This window comes from Caballeronia humi (assembly GCF_001544475.1).
Taxonomy (GTDB): Bacteria; Pseudomonadota; Gammaproteobacteria; order Burkholderiales; family Burkholderiaceae; genus Caballeronia; species Caballeronia humi.
Genome location: NZ_FCNW02000009.1, coordinates 1 through 15,360 on the forward strand (window position 1 = coordinate 1; position 15,360 = coordinate 15,360).

Genomic DNA, 15,360 nt, shown 5'->3' on the forward strand with positions numbered 1-15,360 from the left:
AGCGAATCGCAGTTCGCATACTGGGAGCACACACAGTTGATCATCGATTGCGTGAAGGGCAACGGCGGCATGTTCTCGCTTGAGCGGCCCACGGGTCTGCGTTTTCTGACACGCTCGCGTCTTTATGACGACACCGAATGGGCGTGGCTCGAACAGCATCCCGTCGAGCACGTACAAAACTGATCGCCTGTATGATCGCCGGGTTGTTTCGAGGCGCATCGTCGACGGTGTGTGCACAACTTAAGTGATTTCTTCGAGGATTCCCACATCATGGTGAAAGCATCTTCATACGCCGCGCAATCAGCCGAGTCGCCGCTCGGGCCGTTCGAAATCCAGCGACGCGACGTCAAGGAACATGACGTACGCATCGACATCCTGTATTGCGGCGTTTGCCATTCAGACTTGCACACGGTGCGCAACGAATGGGGCAACGCGGTATATCCGGTGGTGCCGGGGCACGAGATCGTTGGACGTGTGTCCGAGGTCGGTTCGCAAGTGACGAAGTTCAAGGTGGGTCAACTAGCGGGCGTCGGCTGCATGGTCGATTCGTGCCGCACCTGCGCGGCGTGCAAGGAAGGACTCGAGCAATACTGCGAAGGCCCCGAGAGCTTCACGCAAACCTACAACTCGCCCGACAAGCATACAGGCGGCTTGACGTTCGGCGGTTATTCATCGTCGATCGTGGCCGACGAAGCCTTCACGCTGCGGATACCGGAAAACCTCGAACTCGCGGGCGTCGCGCCGCTCTTGTGCGCGGGCATCACGACGTACTCGCCGTTGCGTCACTGGAATGTGCAGAAGGGCCACAAGGTGGGCATCGTGGGGCTCGGCGGGCTCGGGCACATGGGCGTGAAAATCGCGGCGGCCTTGGGCGCGCATGTCGTGCTGTTCACGACATCGCCGGGCAAGATCGAAGATGGCAAGCGACTCGGAGCGCATGAAGTCGTGGTCTCGAAGGACCCGGATCAAATGTCCGCGCACGCGAACAGCTTCGACTTCATTCTGAACACCGTAGCGGCGTCGCATGACCTCGATCAGTTCGTTGCGCTGCTCAAGCGTGACGGGACGATGACGCTCGTCGGCGCGCCCGAGCATCCGCACCCGTCTCCGTCGGTCATGAACATGATCTTCAAGCGGCGCTCGCTGGCGGGATCGCTGATTGGTGGCGTTGCTGAGACGCAGGAGATGCTCGATTTCTGCGGCAAGCACGGCATAACGTCCGACATCGAGATGATCAGGATCGACCAGATCAACGAGGCCTATGAACGAATGCTCAAGAGCGATGTGAAGTATCGCTTCGTCATCGACATGGCTTCTCTCAATTAACGTAACGCAGAACGCAAAGGGTCGCGCCACGAGCGCGATCTTTTTCGTAAGGCCGCTATTGCCGAGGCGCAGGCGTGTTCGTCGTCCACGTATCGCGATACATTTTCCAGTGCCCGTTCACGCGCTTCCAGATCACGATGTAGTCGCCCGCGTCGTACACCTTGCCTGCTTCGCCGGGGACCATCCATTTGCCGACTTCATACGCCGTGTCGCCGCGCGCTTCCAGTTCGACTGTGCTGAGTTTTATTGCCTTGAATCCCGAGTTGATTGCTTCCTGCCAATACGCAGTGATCGCTTTGTGTCCGCTCACTACCTGACCGTTGGCCGGAAGAAGTTTCGCGTTATCAGAATACGTGGAAGCAATGCCGGCCGCATCGCCACGGCTCACAGCCTTTTCAAAAACCTTGTTGCTTGCTTCGACCGACGTTCGCACGTTGCCTTGCGCAAGCGCGGCAGCTTCGACACTGCAAAGCGCAACAAAGATTGCGACTGAAGCGAATGCTGCTTTCAATGTGCGATGCATACGTCCCCCTCCGGTCGACTACATCATCTGGAAGGTTAACGTAAGCGTTTCGCGACACCAAAACTTTATGCTGCATGTATGTGCGGTGGACCGCAAATCGTTTGCAACCGGGGAGGGACGGGATTCACTCCCCGGCGATCATCCTCAATCGAATCACGCCACTTCCTCGGTCTGCGCCACGCGCGGCAGCATCCGGTCGAATTCCCGCTTGACGATGCCATAGCATTCGCATGCACGTGCTTCGAGTCCTGCACGGTCGAGCACTTTGATGCAGCCGCGGCTGTGATGAATCAAACCGTCGTCATGCAGCTTGCCCGCCGCTTCCGTCACGCCTTCGCGACGCACGCCCAGCATGTCGGCGATCATCTGTTGCGTCACTTGCAGCGAGTCCGACGGCGTACGGTCGATCTCGATCAAAAGCCAGCGGCACAACTGCTTGCTCAGCGAATGGTGACGATTGCACGCGGCGGTTTGCGCAACCTGCGTCAGCAGGGCTTGCATATAAAGCAGCATCAGGCGGCGCAGGAAGTCCGAGCGTTCGAACTGGTCACGCAGCGCGCTTGCGCTCATGCGATAAGCGAAACCGGGGCATTGAACCTGTACGCGGGTCGGCATCGTATCGCCGCCAGTCAGGATCGGAACGCCCGTCATCCCTTCACGGCCGACCGCCGCGATTTCGACCGAGCCGCCGTCTTCCATCGTATGCAGAAGCGAGACGACGGCTGTCGTCGGAAAATACACGTGATGAATGCGTTGTCCCGAATCGCACAGCAACTGGCCGGTACGAAGCTGAACGAGTTCCAGGTGAGGCGTCAGCGCTTGCCATTCGTGCGCCGGAAGCGCGCCCAACAGATGATTGCCGTGCAGGTCCGATTTAAGGGTCAACATTTTTTTCTTCTCTTTTTTGCGCTGTGCGCCGTACTTTTTATTCCGGTCAACTCCGCGCCTTGCGATGCTCTGACGGCATCCATCGAGATCGCGTTGCTGACCAGCCCCGTAAGCAGCTCCGTCACGGTCGTTGGCTTGATATGGGTTTCGACCGCAACGAGTGCTGCACCACATACTTAGCGAAGACTGTGCCAGGGGGCGTCAATCCCAATGCCAGCAAGGAACGGGCTGAAATATGCCGCACCGCACACAGCGGGCTGACCGGGTTTTGTTGCATTCGTGAACCGTCAAGCCGCGTTAAGGGGCAATCTGTATGAGCAGGCGGTCACACGCTTTGATCGGCCTAATGCCCGGCTGGAAGCCCGGCCAGCATGTAAATGTCCGCTGAATGCCGGGTCAAAACGCGCGATGGCGAAGGCATTTGTACGGTGTTTGAAAAACGATACAAATTTGGTCAACGATTCGATGCGTCTCACGAGGACTTCGCGCTTTGGATGAACTCGACGCAAGCGGGGCGCGGATAGACGGCTATTGGTCATTCATTCGATTGGCGCGGCGCCGACCGATTTACCGCGTGGGCGTAAATCGAAAAACGTTGCATTCTTGGCAACTAGCGGACTTTGCCGTTCTAAACGGCGGGTGGCGCGCCGTACGGACCAGCATCGCGCGCTCGGATGCGCGGCCGTTAGCGAAATTAATGCTCACCACATCCAAGGCATGAGTGTCTGTTCCCAGCCGACATTGCGCGGTGCGCTGTTGTTTTTGGCCCTAGTAGTCAGCGCCTCCAGGCGTTGGAGTGCGTTGGAGAAATCACGGAAGCGAACACGCTACGTCAGTTATTCGACGTTTTTCGTGTTTTGCGGCATTGGCATGGGGCGTGCAAACGTTAAACCGAGCGTCTTACCGTCGCTCCTTTTCCCATTCACTCCGTGGAGACCAGTATGAACACCCTCAGAATCACCGATTTGCCCGCTGCCGAAACAATGGACCACAAGGCAATGTCCGCCGTACGCGGCGGCATCGCGTATATAACGAAGCCCGGCACTTCGCCTGTCGGCCCGGGCGGGCTTCCTCCGCTCGACTCGCTGCCGTATCCCTTCGGTTCGGTTTTCAAGGATCTGCATTTGCCGGGCTGGCCTCAATCGCCCGCGCATCCGGCGCTCGATCCACGATTGCAATAGAGAAGCCTCCGAGCAGCCTCGGTGGCCGAGGCTGCCGCTTATGTGGCAACACGTTCGACCGCGTCGCACGACTTCACCGGAAAACTCGTACGGCAAATGTTTCGCGCGACTTCATCATGGCCTTCATCACCACAACGATCTCAACGGAGAAGGCAATGAACATCATCACTCGCATCGCGCGGCATGTCGGCGCCGCGCTTCTCTTCGCGGCAACACTTCATACACCCGCGCACGCTGCGCCGGCCCCGTCGATACAAGCTCATTCGATCAAGGCGAACGGCGTCGAGCTGAACTATCTCGAAGCGGGAGCGGGCACGGACGGTACGCCCGTCGTGCTCCTGCACGGCTACACGGAAACGAGCCACATGTGGCTGCCGCTGATGAAGCAGCTCGACGGAAGACACGTCGTGATCGCGCCCGATTTGCCGGGCGCGGGCAACTCGTCGATGCCTGCAAGCGGCTACGACAAGAAAACGATGGCGCAGGACATCCACGCAATGGTTCACGCGCTCGGCTATCGCAAGGTGAAGCTCGTCGGTCACGACATCGGCCTGATGGTGGCCTACGCATACGCCGCGCAGTATCCGGACGAAGTGGATAGCATTGTGCTGATGGATGCGTTCTTGCCGGGCGTTGGCGACTGGCAGAAGGTCTGGCTGTTGCGCGACAAGTGGCACTTCAACTTTTACGGAGACACACCGGAGAAGCTGGTGCAGGGACGCGAGCGCATCTACTTCGAGCACTTCTGGAACGACTTCGCGGCCGATCCTTCGCATGCGATGCCCGAGGCGGACCGCCGTCTCTATGCTGCCGCTTACGCGCAGCCCGGCCGGATGCGTGCGGGCTTCGAATACTTCCACACGTTCAGCCAGGATGCGCAGGACTTCGCGGGCTTTGCGAAGACGCCCCTGCCGATGCCCATGCTCGTCCTCGCAGGCGAAAAGGCCTCGGGCACTTTTTTGATCGATCAGGCGCGGCTGGTGGCGCCTGACGTGCGCGGCGTCATCGTCAAGGGCAGCGGGCATTGGCTGCTTGAAGAGGCGCCGGCGCAGACTATCGCTGAGCTCGTGAAGTTCATCGACTGACGAGGCATCTATGGCATCGAGCATCGCCGCGGGACGTTGCTCTTGTTCCGGATCAGCACAAGTGTTGTACTCCCGCGGGCGTTTACGCTCACTGCTTCCCTGCAGATAATGCCTGCAACTACCGCGAACCAGAGTTAGCGGCCGACGAAGGCAGTGATGATGGGCAATTAAGAAAGCATTTGCTCGGGATTTGCATCGCTCCTTCCATCCAGGGACTTTGCAAACAGGAGCTTGTATGTCAAACGATCCTCTTCCACAAATTTCGTCGCGCCGCCGATTCATCGGTGTGGCTGCGGCGGCCGTAGTCGCGGGCTCATTGAGCCGGCTCGCTTTTGCAGACACCGACCAATCAATCGCTCAACTCGCACCGCCTGCGGCCAACGACAAGACGGCGCTTCGTCCGCTTCGCGTGCACGTACCGGAATCGCAACTCGCCGACTTGCGACGCCGCATCAAGGCGACGCGGTGGCCCGAGCGCGAAACGGTAACGGATGCATCGCAAGGCGTGCAGCTCGCGACGATGCAAAGACTCGCGCGTTATTGGGAATCGAGCTATGACTGGCGCAAGGTCGAAGCGAAGCTGAATGCGCTGCCGCAATTCGTGACCGAGATCGATGGACTCGATATTCACTTCATCCACGTTCGTTCGAAACAGGCGAATGCGTTACCGCTTATCGTCACACACGGCTGGCCCGGTTCGATCATCGAGCAACTCAAGATCATCGATCCGTTGACCAATCCGACCGCGCATGGCGGCAACGCTTCGGACGCGTTCGATATCGTGATTCCGTCGCTGCCGGGCTATGGGTTTTCAGGCAAGCCGACGGCGACCGGCTGGGATCCCGCTCGCATCGCACGCGCGTGGGTCGCGTTGATGAAGCGCCTCGGATACACGCGCTATGTCGCGCAAGGCGGCGATTGGGGGAACGCTGTCACCGAACAGATGGCGTTGCTGGCGCCGCCGGAATTGCTGGCCATTCACACCAACATGCCAGCCACGGTCCCCGACGACATCGCAAACGCACTCAAGTCGGGCGCCCCGGCACCGGCCGGCCTCTCGGATGACGAGAAGCACGCGTACGATCAACTCGATTTCTTCTACAAGCACGGGCTTGGATACGCGCAGGAGATGGCGGGCCGCCCGCAAACGCTTTACGCGCTCGAAGATTCACCCGTCGGTCTCGCCGCATGGATACTCGATCACGATGCGAGCAGTCAGGCGCTCATCGCACGCGTGTTCGATGGTCAGTCCGAGGGCCTCTCGCGCGATGACATCCTCGACAACATCACGCTCTATTGGCTGACGAACACGGCGGTCTCTTCGGCTCGTTTGTATTGGGAAAACAAGCTCAACTTCTTTGCGCCGAAGCATGTCACGATTCCCGTCGCCGTCAGCGTCTTTCCTGACGAGATCTACGCGGCGCCGCGTAGCTGGACCGAGAAGGCGTATCCTCAACTGATTCATTACAACCGTCTGCCCAAAGGCGGGCACTTCGCGGCGTGGGAACAGCCGCGCGCTTTCACTGAAGAGGTGCGCGTGAGCTTTCGATCGTTGCGGTGACGGCGAGTTAGGCCATCTATGACAACAGTGACCGCGCTTGTTCAAGCAACGCATGTGACGCCTCAAAAGCGTTGCGTCCTGCCAGATCAAGCGCGGCTTGCGCGGTGAGTGCGAACAGCCGGTCGTCGGATGTCGTTGTCGTTGCCGAATCAAGCGCTGGATTGTCGTAACGGCGAAAGAATGCGAGCAACTGGAACGCATCCAGCCGCCCATCGGAAGGACCCGCCTTCGCCAGTATTTCGGCGGCTGCAGCCAACTGCCGTATTGCTGCGAGGAATTCAGCGCGTTGCATTTGATTGGTCGAAAGTTAGACGAACTTCGTGAGTTTAGGGCCAGGTCGGCGGACACGCGAGAAATTCGTCGCGTTCGCGCATCGTCACGCTCATCGTGCATTACACTGCAAATCCCCGCAGCAAAACTCCAGCCTTGAGCATTGGGAGACCTTCTGATGAAAGTCCTCGTGGTCGACGATTACCGCACTACCACCGACTTGCTCGCCGACGTCGCATGCTCCATGGGTCATGCTGTCACGCGAGCCTACACCGGCAAGGAGGCATTGGTCGCGGCCAATGGCGAAGGCGCGTTCGAGCTGATTCTTCTGGATATTGGTTTGCCCGACATGAACGGCCACGAGTTATGCATGCGACTGCGTGCGTCGGAGAAGTACGCTTCGCGGCGCATCTTTTCTCTCACGGCGCACGACGACGTCCATGAGCGCTTCGATATGTCCTGCTTCGATGGCCAGCTTTCGAAGCCGCTGTCGCTCGAGTTGTTCGAGTCTCTGCTCTCGGGCAAGAAGCTCGCGGAGCAAAGCGCTCCATAATCTTCCGTCAGTTGCAGCCGTATCCCGTACGGCGACTCCACCAGCAAATCGCCTGACCATCCGTGCATACGTACATGTTGCCCACGGTGTCGCATTGAACCGTTGATTGATGACGTGTGGCCGGAGTGTCCTTCGCGATCTCCAGGTCCGACGAGGCCACCGCGGCCTCGGTTGCCGCACGAACCTTTGCAACGCCTTCGGCAGGCTTCTTTGCGGGCGCAGAGGCTGGCGTGACGCTACATGCCGAAAAGAGACAGCTAGTGCAGATCGATATCAGCTTCAAGTTGGTCGTCGATGAAAACATGGCCGTTCCCCTTTTTTGTGACCGGCAGAATGCCTGAGTGTCTGTTGTGTGGTCTTGCGCACACGCTGCTATGACCCCAAGCATACGTCGAAGCGTCTCGCTATGCGCAACGAAGAGCGGTAGTGAATTAGTTATCTGCCGCACGGAATAGAATGGTCGTTAGCCCCAGACTCGCCGCTAGAGGCTGGAGACCAATCATGCTTAGAATTCTGGCAAACGCCATCTTGATCACGTCGATGCTGATCGCGTCATCGAGTCATGCGGAAGAGCCGTTTTACACCTCGGGTGATAGCGCAATCCGCGCATGCGCGGAGTTGACCGACTACACGCGGCGTCATTATGGACGCACGTTCGAATGCGATTCGTTCAATGATACCGGCCGTACAACGGGCGATAGCGTCGCCGTGCTCGATAGAGTGAATACGGTTGTCGCCGTGCTCAATTTCACCGTGTTGAATGAAGACCCTTCGTCGAATCGCAAGGGTTATTCGCTGTCGTCGGAAGACATGACGCAATTCCTCGCACTGCTGTGGCAGCGAGGACTCACGACGACCGAGTGGCTCAAGATGAGCTTTGCACAGTCTCACTGGCATACGGAGCACGAGTATGCGACGGCGCTGCAACGGGCAGGCGATGACGCTGTGGCAAGAATGAAAATCGTCGCTGCGCATGAGCGCGATCTCGAGGCACATCGCCGAGTCAGTGAGCAAGTGATCGCCAAAGGTTACGCACTGGACCCTGTGGACATCGCCTACTTCAGCAAGACATCGCCTTAGCGTTTTGTTTTCACGTTGCCGACGAGCGTGAGTCTGAAAATCTCGACGAGCGGCCGCAAGTTTATCCTGTGCCATGCCGCCCACAACGGCGTGCGGTAAGTGAACCACGGCACCTCTCGTAACACGACGCCCGCAGGCGCCTGATGGCGAAGGCTGCTCTGAATCATCGCAACACCAAGACCTGCCGCCACCAGCCCTAGCGCTGTCAAAGGCTCCGGCGCTTGCATCGAAATGCTTGGCGTAAAGCCGGCGCGCGCACAAGCCGCGACGAAGTTGTCGTGCTTGAGCATGCTCTCCTTGTGCTGCACGGCGATCCAGTCGAGTTTGCCGAGCGCAGCAGGCGTGAGCTTCGATGTTCCCGCCAGCCGATGCGAATCGGGTAACGCTAGCAGCATCGGATCGTTCAGAAGTTGCGCGCGGTCGAGGTCGGGGTCGTCCTCGAGCGGCGGCTCGCAGACGAGCGCCACATCGAGACTCCGTTGACGCAGCCCTTCCAGTTGCTCGGCCGACGGCAGGTTATAGAGCGCGACATGCACGGCAGGCCGATCCTTTCGCAACGTGCGAAGCGCGTCGGACAGCATGCCCGAATGCATCGCGTTTTCCAGATAGCCGATACATAGTCCCCCTTCATCACCACGACCCAGCCGGCGCGCGAGCGACTCGAGCCGGTTCGCATGCGTCAATAGCGCGCGTGTTTCCTGAAGAAACGTTCGACCGTCCGAAGTCAGGCGAATCCGCTGCTGACTGCGCTCGAATAGCGTCAGGCCGAGGCGTTCTTCGAGTTGCGCGATTTGCCGGCTCAGCGGCGACTGCGAGATGTGCAGCCGCTCCGCAGCCCGTCCGACGTGTTCCTCCTCGGCGACCGCGACGAAATATTGGAGTTGGCGGATATCCAGCACTTGAGACCTCTCGGGACACAATATTGGCCAATTATGTCTTGGACGGACTTGCCTTGGCAATCTAGACTGCGTGCACGGTGATCAACAAGGAGTTCGAGATGGGCATCAAGGACAAGCTGCAAGGCGTGCTGGGCTTCGGAACCGCGCCGTTGGGCAACATGTATCGAAACATCCCTGAGGCGGAAGCGCGTGCGACCGTCGATGCCGCATGGGAGCAGGGCGTACGTTACTTCGACACGGCGCCGTTCTATGGCGCGGGCCTCGCTGAAATCCGCTTGGGCGCAGCGCTGCAGAAGCACAAGCGCGACGACTACGTGCTAAGCACGAAGGTGGGCCGGCTCGTGCTCGACGAAGTCGAAGAAACCACCGCGCGCGACCTCGGCGAGAAAGGGGGCCTGTTCGAATTTGGCCGACCCAACAAGCTCGTCAACGACTACAGCGCGGACGCAACATTGCGCTCGATCGAAGACAGTCTCAAGCGTCTGAACACGGATCGGCTCGACATCGTCTGGGTGCACGATATCGCGCAGGACTTTTACGGCGACGAATGGCTCGCGCAATTCGAAACCGCGCGCAAGGGCGCGTTTCGCGTGCTCAGCCGCCTGCGCGATGAAGGCGTCATCAAGGCTTGGGGTCTTGGCGTGAACCGCGTGGAGCCTTGTGAACTGACGCTGGATCTCTCCGAAGCGCAGCCCGACGGCTTTCTGCTTGCGGGCCGCTACACGCTGCTCGACCACGAGCGCGCGCTTCAGCGCCTGATGCCGGCGGCCATTCAGAAGAAGGTGGATATTGTTGTTGGCGGCCCTTACAGCTCCGGTGTGCTTGCTGGCGGCACGCACTTCGAATACCAGAAGGCTTCGCCTGAAATCCTCGCCAGGGTGGAGCGCATCAAAGTCCTCGCGCAACGCCATCGAGTGAGCGTGAAGGCCGCAGCGTTGCAGTTTTCGCTCGCGAACCCCGCTGTGGCCGCCGTGATTCCAGGCGCCAGCAAGCCCGAACGTATCGCTGAGGACGTCGCCGCTTTGTCGGAGACGATTCCCGCTGCGTTCTGGCATGAGATGCGCGAACAGAGACTCGTCGCCGACGACGCTCCGTTGCCGTCCACGAAGGAAGGAGTTTGAAATGGCACACACTACGGCATCGCTCGAAATGCCCGCAAGCGCCGACCGGGTCTGGCAATTGATTGGCGGTTTCAATTCGCTGCCTGACTGGCTGCCATTCATTCCTCACAGTGAGTTGAGCGAAGGCGGTCGCATGCGGCATCTGAAGACCGCTGACGGACATACCATCGTCGAACGGCTCGAAGCGTTCGATGAGAAGGGGCGTTCATACAGCTATTCGATCGTCGAAGCACCGTTTCCAGCACGCGACTATCTGGCCACCATCAGTGTGCAGGGAGTCGCGGATACGGACAGATCGCTCGTGACATGGTCCGGCAGTTTCTCGCCGGTCGGCGTCAGTGAAGATGAGATCGTCCGGCTTTTTCACGGCATCTATGAGGAGGGACTGCTAACGCTTGCAGAAGGGTTACAAGCGCATGCGAGAAATATGGCCGGAAACTGACCGTCCACGGTCTATAGCGACATGCGAGATCATTTCGTGTGATGGTCGCCTATGCTTAATCATTGGTACAGGAACATAAAGTTTGTAACCAGCTAATGAAACAAGCCTGGAGGTAGGCCGTCATGAAATCGCTGATCTATGCTGTCGTGGCCGCATCGGTTTTGGCGGCGCCGCTTGTGTCGTTTGCGCAATCGGATTCGTCGGTGACCAGAGCGCAAGTGCGCACGGAACTCAAGCAACTCGAGATGGCGGGATATTCACCGGCTAGCGGAGACGAGCCGAGTTATCCTGCGAATATTCAGGCGGCAGAAGCGCGTGTAGCCGCTTCCGGTGATGCCACCGGATACGGTGGAGCGCTTAGCGGTTCGTCGGCATCCGGAGGCGGAGCGGCAATCAGGCCTGCTTCGCCCGCCGATTTGAACAAACTCTATTCCGGCGGCCAATAAAAAAATAAGTCAGCTTCACCTGTAGCTCAATCGACTTAAAGTTCTCCAAGCGGTTGTTACCGCGAGAGCGTTAAGGCGCCATGCGACTCCTCTGCGTGGCGCCTTTTTTTTTTAGTACCTAGCAAGCGCTTTCTCCACGAGCAAGGCAAGTGCTTGATTTAAGCACTCTTTCGAAGACTCTGTGTCATAGTTCGACCGTCAACCACATTGGAGGTCGAAATGACGACATTAGAACGAATCCAAGCCAAGTTGAAGCAATTGCAGCAAGAGGCCGATGCACTGATCGCAAAGAAGGCACAAGTAGCAGTCGATCAGATTCGAGAGTTGATGCTCAAGCATGGTCTTACGACCGCCGACATCGAAGCAAAGGCAAAAGCCAGGCGCGAAGCCGCGGCAAAAGGAAAGCTGCCGCCCAAGTACAGGAATGCCAAAACCGGCGAGACATGGAGCGGTCATGCGCGTCCACCGGCATGGATCAGGGACGTGAAAGATCGAACGAAGTTTCTTATCGACGGGATCGGTATTCCGTCAGTGAAACTCAAGCGAGTCGCGACCAAGGGAAATGCGAAGCGCACGCCGCTGCCGGCAAAGTATCGCGATCCTAAGTCCGGAGCCACATGGAGCGGTCGCGGTCCGGCGCCCGCATGGCTCGCTTCAGCGAAGGATCGAAACAAGTTTTTAATCGACTCAGGCGCGACCGTTTCACTTAAAGCCACCAGGTCGAAAGCAGTCTTGAACGGAAGCGCCGCGGCTAAAAAGACGCGTGCAAAGACATCCGCGACGACGGCTGCCAAGAAGGCATCCGCCAGTCGCAAGTCGACGGCGGCACCGGCGAAGACAAAGGCCGCCGCGAAGAAGACGTCTACTCGCCGAGTGTCCGCGCCGAAAAAGGCATCGAACGCCGCCGCAGCGACGTAAGGTATCTGTAAAATGTCGCAGCGATTAATCCGACCATTCGATTGCGTAACTCATTGAAAAATCACAGCTTACGGAGTAAAGTTAATGTGAATTATCAGATTGCGCGTTTCGAGGTCCGCTATGCCCGCACGTCATCAATCGCCGCTTCATCGCGAGGTCTGCCGATGGTTCAAGCCTGACAGTGGCGCCTACCTCTCGCATTTCGGCCGGGTCTATCTCGGCGGGTGCCGGTATGTCTGCGTCCGTGCCCCTCTCATGTCGGGTTTCTTTTCCCTGAATTTCTTTCATCATGGGCGGAAGGATTGGCGCATCTACCCGCCGCTGGCTGTCGGGCCGAGCCTTGTGTATTCGTCGGTCCGGGTAGCGCAGCGATTGCCGGTGCGCTCGCTTCGACGCCTTCCACGCGGATGAGCATCGCGGCTGACGGAGTTTGAACACGCGAGTTGAAAGCGGGAGACGAGAATGATGCAGGAGATTGTCGGTACGTTTGGTTCGTTTGGTAAAGTCAGTGAGGCGCTGGAAGAGTTGTATTCGGAAGGTATCGTTGCCGACCGGGTTCACGTCGAGACGGCGTGTGCACCGTCGAACAGCGCATTTCAACTGTCCATCGACGAGAAGCATTGGACGAGTGCTGAATACGCGGGTCATGGCGAGCACCTCGGCGTAGTGGATTTCCATGATCACTTGTTTGAATCCGTGGATCTGGTCTGCGACGGCCTCATCGAAGATGAAGGCCACACGACAATCACGGTCTGCATCAAGAACGACGCCGAATTGCACGCTGTCTGCGACATCTTCTCGCGGCTCGGCACGGTCGATATCGATGAAGCGAAACGCGCGGCTTAGCGCGACGACAGATACCCGGCCAGCATATCGAAGACGACGTACATCCCGGGCACCGCTGCACGGGCGCTGACTGTGATTGTCCTGTCGAGCGACTCACGGTCCGTCGGGACGAAGAGCAGTTGCGCGTGCTCCCACGCATCGTCGGCGGATGCTGCGCGACGCAGAATGCCGGACGCTGCGAAAGCGGGGTTCGAACCTCGCATATCCGCGACTGCGACGACGGTGAGGTCGAGTGTCTCCTGGCTGTGCATGAGGCCGAGAACCTTTAAAGCCTTAGCCGGCACATCGGCTTCGACGATATGCAGTTCCTCCGACAACGCGCGCAGGACGGCTGGCTCCAGCGTGCCGGCCTGAAAATCCTTTGCCTCCAGACCCTCGCCCAGGCCGAGCGTCCATTCGTTTGCGTGCACCGCAACCTTGTCGCCGCGCAGTGCTGCGAGCATGAGGCCGTCGGCGGAGATGACGAGGACCACGAGACCGATCGATGACATATAGCCCGCCGGAAGGCGTTCGAACGCATCAGGAGAGTCGCGACGCAGGTTCTTGAGGCATTGCTTTAGCGCACGCAGCTCGCTGTAGTGAATCGGTCCTCCGGTGAGTTCGACAGCATCGTTTCGAATCAAGACGCTCGATGGCTGAACACGCACGCTATCGAATGCGAGTTGGGCCTTCCATTGAGCGAGTGCGTCGGAGAACTGCGCAGACAGGATTTCGGGCACGACAAACGTCGCGTCGGACAAATACGTGGCCGTCAAGTCAAGGCCAGTGCGCGAGTAGGCAACCACGGTGATTGGACTGATCGATGTCACGGTTGTCGCCTTAAAGCATCGAAGTATACGGCTCTTCCTTCAAATAGCGCTTGGAACGAAAAAGGCCTCCGGCGATTGCGGAGGCCTTCGAAACAACAACGATGCCTCAATACGCGTTCTGCTCCGCCTGATAGTCCCGTCTCGGCTTGCGTTGCATTCTGCTTACCGAGGCCAGCGCGGCAAGACTGATCACGGCGGTAAGCATCAGGTAAAAGCTGGGCGCCGCCTTACTCCCCGTGACGCTGAGAAGCCAGATAATGATCGCAGGAGTAAAGCCGCCAAAGACGGTCACGCCGATGTTATAGCCGATCGACATGCCAGTCGCACGCGTCGACACTGGAAAGATTTCCGACATTAACGCGGGCAGCGCGCCGAAGTAGATCGCCTTCAACAACGCGAGCCAGCCGACGAGCACGAACAACCCGCCGACCGTCACGTGCGACACCACATACGAGAACGCAGGATACCCGGTGACGAGAAACAGCAGCGCGGTCAGCGACATCTGCTTCATGCGTCCGATGCGGTCGGACAGATAGCCGGCGAAAGGCGTCACGACCGTCAATATCGCGCCTGCAAGGATGCTGGCAGCGAAGCCTGTCGACGGGTCGAGGTGCAACTCACGGATCGCGAACGTCGGCACGTATTGCAGCAAGTAGTTCACGGCCGTCGAGACGGTCAGCGCGCCGATCGATACGAGCAACATGACCTTCTGCCTGGAGAAGACATCTCGAATGGGCGTCGTCGTATGCCTGGCTTCGGTGAAGTCCGGTGCATCTTCCAGGAATCGGCGCAGATACAAACCGACCGGTCCGATCAACAAGCCGAAGTAGAACGGAATGCGCCAGCCCCAAGCCGACAATTCCGCCGGCGGCATGAACTTCGCCAGCGCATACCCGAAAATCGAAGCCATGAGCGTCGCCAGGCCTTGCGTCGCGAACTGCCAGCTAGCGAGCAATCCCCGGCGATGGGGTGCATGCTCGATCAGCATCGCCGTCGAGGCTCCGAACTCTCCACCGGCCGAGAAGCCTTGAATCAGGCGCGCGACGAACACGCCGATCGGCGCCGCGAGTCCGATCGTCGCGTAGGTCGGGATCACGGCGATGATCGCGGTGCCGACCATCATCAAGCCGACCGTCAGCAGGAGCGCTGCCTTGCGCCCGTGTTTGTCGGCATAAGCGCCGAGGACCATGCCTCCGAGCGGACGAATCAGATACGACGCGCCGAACGAGCCGAACGTCAAAAGCATCGACGCGGTTTCGTTGACGGTCGGAAAGAAGTGCTTGGCGATATACACGGCAAAGAACGCATAGATCGCGATATCGAACCATTCCAGTGCGTTGCCGGCGGACGTAGCAACGACGATCTGCGTCAGACTAAGAGGTTTCTTCTGCATGATTCGGTCCGGAGCAAGA

General features: G+C 58.8%; 19 protein-coding genes. 13 read left to right on the top strand and 6 right to left on the bottom strand.

Going from position 1 to position 15,360, the window contains the following annotated elements; translation table 11 throughout:
• On the top strand, window positions 1-183 hold a 183-nt coding region (locus tag AWB65_RS11525; protein WP_125474116.1), incomplete at its 5' end, for a DUF779 domain-containing protein.
• Window positions 184-270: 87 nt separating this feature from the next.
• Complete coding sequence (locus tag AWB65_RS11530) at window positions 271-1,326, top strand: NAD(P)-dependent alcohol dehydrogenase (RefSeq protein ID WP_087667295.1); 1,056 nt, start codon at window positions 271-273, stop codon at window positions 1,324-1,326.
• Between the two features lie 55 nt (window positions 1,327-1,381).
• Here AWB65_RS11530 and AWB65_RS11535 read toward each other — a convergent pair whose 3' ends face one another.
• Both AWB65_RS11535 and AWB65_RS11540 read right to left on the bottom strand, forming a co-directional pair.
• Window positions 1,382-1,849 (bottom strand): YybH family protein, encoded by a 468-nt coding sequence (locus tag AWB65_RS11535; protein ID WP_235007597.1) that lies wholly within the window; start codon window positions 1,847-1,849, stop codon window positions 1,382-1,384.
• Window positions 1,850-2,002: 153 nt separating this feature from the next.
• The gene (locus tag AWB65_RS11540; protein ID WP_087659346.1) at window positions 2,003-2,737 is read right to left on the bottom strand and encodes a Crp/Fnr family transcriptional regulator; all 735 of its coding nucleotides are present in this window, start codon (window positions 2,735-2,737) and stop codon (window positions 2,003-2,005) included.
• A 941-nt stretch (window positions 2,738-3,678) separates the two neighbouring features.
• Between AWB65_RS11540 and AWB65_RS11545 the strand changes: the two genes are divergently transcribed.
• The 3 genes from AWB65_RS11545 (at window position 3,679) to AWB65_RS11555 (ending at window position 6,564) form a co-directional block, all read left to right on the top strand.
• Entirely contained in the window at window positions 3,679-3,918 is a 240-nt protein-coding gene (locus AWB65_RS11545) for a hypothetical protein (RefSeq protein WP_087667296.1), read from the top strand.
• Between the two features lie 155 nt (window positions 3,919-4,073).
• On the top strand, window positions 4,074-5,003 hold the full coding sequence (locus tag AWB65_RS11550; RefSeq protein WP_087667297.1) for an alpha/beta fold hydrolase: 930 nt from the start codon (window positions 4,074-4,076) through the stop codon (window positions 5,001-5,003).
• Between the two features lie 235 nt (window positions 5,004-5,238).
• Window positions 5,239-6,564, top strand: a complete 1,326-nt coding sequence (locus AWB65_RS11555; RefSeq protein ID WP_087667298.1) for an epoxide hydrolase family protein — start codon at window positions 5,239-5,241, stop codon at window positions 6,562-6,564.
• A 16-nt stretch (window positions 6,565-6,580) separates the two neighbouring features.
• Here the strand turns inward: AWB65_RS11555 and AWB65_RS11560 are convergent, their stop codons facing one another.
• Window positions 6,581-6,856, bottom strand: coding sequence for a hypothetical protein (locus AWB65_RS11560; protein ID WP_087667299.1), 276 nt, complete (start codon window positions 6,854-6,856; stop codon window positions 6,581-6,583).
• 156 nt (window positions 6,857-7,012) lie between these two features.
• Here AWB65_RS11560 and AWB65_RS11565 point away from each other — a divergent pair, with 156 nt between their 5' ends.
• The 3 genes from AWB65_RS11565 to AWB65_RS11575 all read left to right on the top strand — a co-directional run bounded on the left by AWB65_RS11565 (window position 7,013) and on the right by AWB65_RS11575 (window position 8,467).
• Window positions 7,013-7,387, top strand: a complete 375-nt coding sequence (locus tag AWB65_RS11565) for a response regulator (protein WP_087667300.1) — start codon at window positions 7,013-7,015, stop codon at window positions 7,385-7,387.
• A 125-nt stretch (window positions 7,388-7,512) separates the two neighbouring features.
• A complete protein-coding gene (locus tag AWB65_RS11570) occupies window positions 7,513-7,728 on the top strand; it encodes a hypothetical protein (RefSeq protein ID WP_125474117.1) in 216 nt (71 codons plus the stop codon).
• A 160-nt stretch (window positions 7,729-7,888) separates the two neighbouring features.
• A complete protein-coding gene (locus AWB65_RS11575) occupies window positions 7,889-8,467 on the top strand; it encodes a hypothetical protein (protein WP_087667302.1) in 579 nt (192 codons plus the stop codon).
• Here AWB65_RS11575 and AWB65_RS11580 read toward each other — a convergent pair.
• Window positions 8,464-9,366, bottom strand: a complete 903-nt coding sequence (locus AWB65_RS11580; protein ID WP_087667303.1) for a LysR substrate-binding domain-containing protein — start codon at window positions 9,364-9,366, stop codon at window positions 8,464-8,466. The two genes, AWB65_RS11575 and AWB65_RS11580, sit on opposite strands and share 4 nt — an antisense overlap.
• 98 nt (window positions 9,367-9,464) lie before the next feature.
• Between AWB65_RS11580 and AWB65_RS11585 the strand changes: the two genes are divergently transcribed.
• The 5 genes from AWB65_RS11585 (at window position 9,465) to AWB65_RS11605 (ending at window position 13,139) form a co-directional block, all read left to right on the top strand.
• Window positions 9,465-10,487, top strand: coding sequence for an aldo/keto reductase (locus AWB65_RS11585; RefSeq protein ID WP_087667304.1), 1,023 nt, complete (start codon window positions 9,465-9,467; stop codon window positions 10,485-10,487).
• Window position 10,488: 1 nt separating this feature from the next.
• The gene (locus tag AWB65_RS11590; protein WP_087667305.1) at window positions 10,489-10,929 is read left to right on the top strand and encodes an SRPBCC family protein; all 441 of its coding nucleotides are present in this window, start codon (window positions 10,489-10,491) and stop codon (window positions 10,927-10,929) included.
• A gap of 122 nt (window positions 10,930-11,051) precedes the next feature.
• Complete coding sequence (locus tag AWB65_RS11595) at window positions 11,052-11,375, top strand: DUF4148 domain-containing protein (protein ID WP_087667306.1); 324 nt, start codon at window positions 11,052-11,054, stop codon at window positions 11,373-11,375.
• A gap of 219 nt (window positions 11,376-11,594) precedes the next feature.
• Entirely contained in the window at window positions 11,595-12,293 is a 699-nt protein-coding gene (locus AWB65_RS11600; protein WP_087667307.1) for an H-NS family nucleoid-associated regulatory protein, read from the top strand.
• 462 nt (window positions 12,294-12,755) lie between these two features.
• Entirely contained in the window at window positions 12,756-13,139 is a 384-nt protein-coding gene (locus AWB65_RS11605; protein WP_087667308.1) for a hypothetical protein, read from the top strand.
• Here AWB65_RS11605 and AWB65_RS11610 read toward each other — a convergent pair.
• Together AWB65_RS11610 and AWB65_RS11615 are read right to left on the bottom strand one after the other, a co-directional pair.
• Window positions 13,136-13,948, bottom strand: coding sequence for a hypothetical protein (locus tag AWB65_RS11610; protein ID WP_087667309.1), 813 nt, complete (start codon window positions 13,946-13,948; stop codon window positions 13,136-13,138). The genes AWB65_RS11605 and AWB65_RS11610 overlap by 4 nt on opposite strands.
• Window positions 13,949-14,054: 106 nt before the next feature.
• The gene (locus tag AWB65_RS11615; protein WP_087667422.1) at window positions 14,055-15,344 is read right to left on the bottom strand and encodes an MFS transporter; all 1,290 of its coding nucleotides are present in this window, start codon (window positions 15,342-15,344) and stop codon (window positions 14,055-14,057) included.
• Between the last annotated feature and the right edge of the window lie 16 nt (window positions 15,345-15,360).

Coding starts and splice junctions, on each gene's coding strand:
- AWB65_RS11550 (WP_087667297.1), top strand. CDS start 4,074: ATGAACATCATCACTCGCATCGCGCGGCATGTCGGCGCCGCGCTTCTC.
- AWB65_RS11595 (WP_087667306.1), top strand. CDS start 11,052: ATGAAATCGCTGATCTATGCTGTCGTGGCCGCATCGGTTTTGGCGGCG.
- AWB65_RS11605 (WP_087667308.1), top strand. CDS start 12,756: ATGATGCAGGAGATTGTCGGTACGTTTGGTTCGTTTGGTAAAGTCAGT.
- AWB65_RS11585 (WP_087667304.1), top strand. CDS start 9,465: ATGGGCATCAAGGACAAGCTGCAAGGCGTGCTGGGCTTCGGAACCGCG.
- AWB65_RS11575 (WP_087667302.1), top strand. CDS start 7,889: ATGCTTAGAATTCTGGCAAACGCCATCTTGATCACGTCGATGCTGATC.
- AWB65_RS11535 (WP_235007597.1), bottom strand. CDS start 1,849: ATGCATCGCACATTGAAAGCAGCATTCGCTTCAGTCGCAATCTTTGTT.
- AWB65_RS11545 (WP_087667296.1), top strand. CDS start 3,679: ATGAACACCCTCAGAATCACCGATTTGCCCGCTGCCGAAACAATGGAC.
- AWB65_RS11555 (WP_087667298.1), top strand. CDS start 5,239: ATGTCAAACGATCCTCTTCCACAAATTTCGTCGCGCCGCCGATTCATC.
- AWB65_RS11590 (WP_087667305.1), top strand. CDS start 10,489: ATGGCACACACTACGGCATCGCTCGAAATGCCCGCAAGCGCCGACCGG.
- AWB65_RS11600 (WP_087667307.1), top strand. CDS start 11,595: ATGACGACATTAGAACGAATCCAAGCCAAGTTGAAGCAATTGCAGCAA.
- AWB65_RS11560 (WP_087667299.1), bottom strand. CDS start 6,856: ATGCAACGCGCTGAATTCCTCGCAGCAATACGGCAGTTGGCTGCAGCC.
- AWB65_RS11530 (WP_087667295.1), top strand. CDS start 271: ATGGTGAAAGCATCTTCATACGCCGCGCAATCAGCCGAGTCGCCGCTC.
- AWB65_RS11540 (WP_087659346.1), bottom strand. CDS start 2,737: ATGTTGACCCTTAAATCGGACCTGCACGGCAATCATCTGTTGGGCGCG.
- AWB65_RS11565 (WP_087667300.1), top strand. CDS start 7,013: ATGAAAGTCCTCGTGGTCGACGATTACCGCACTACCACCGACTTGCTC.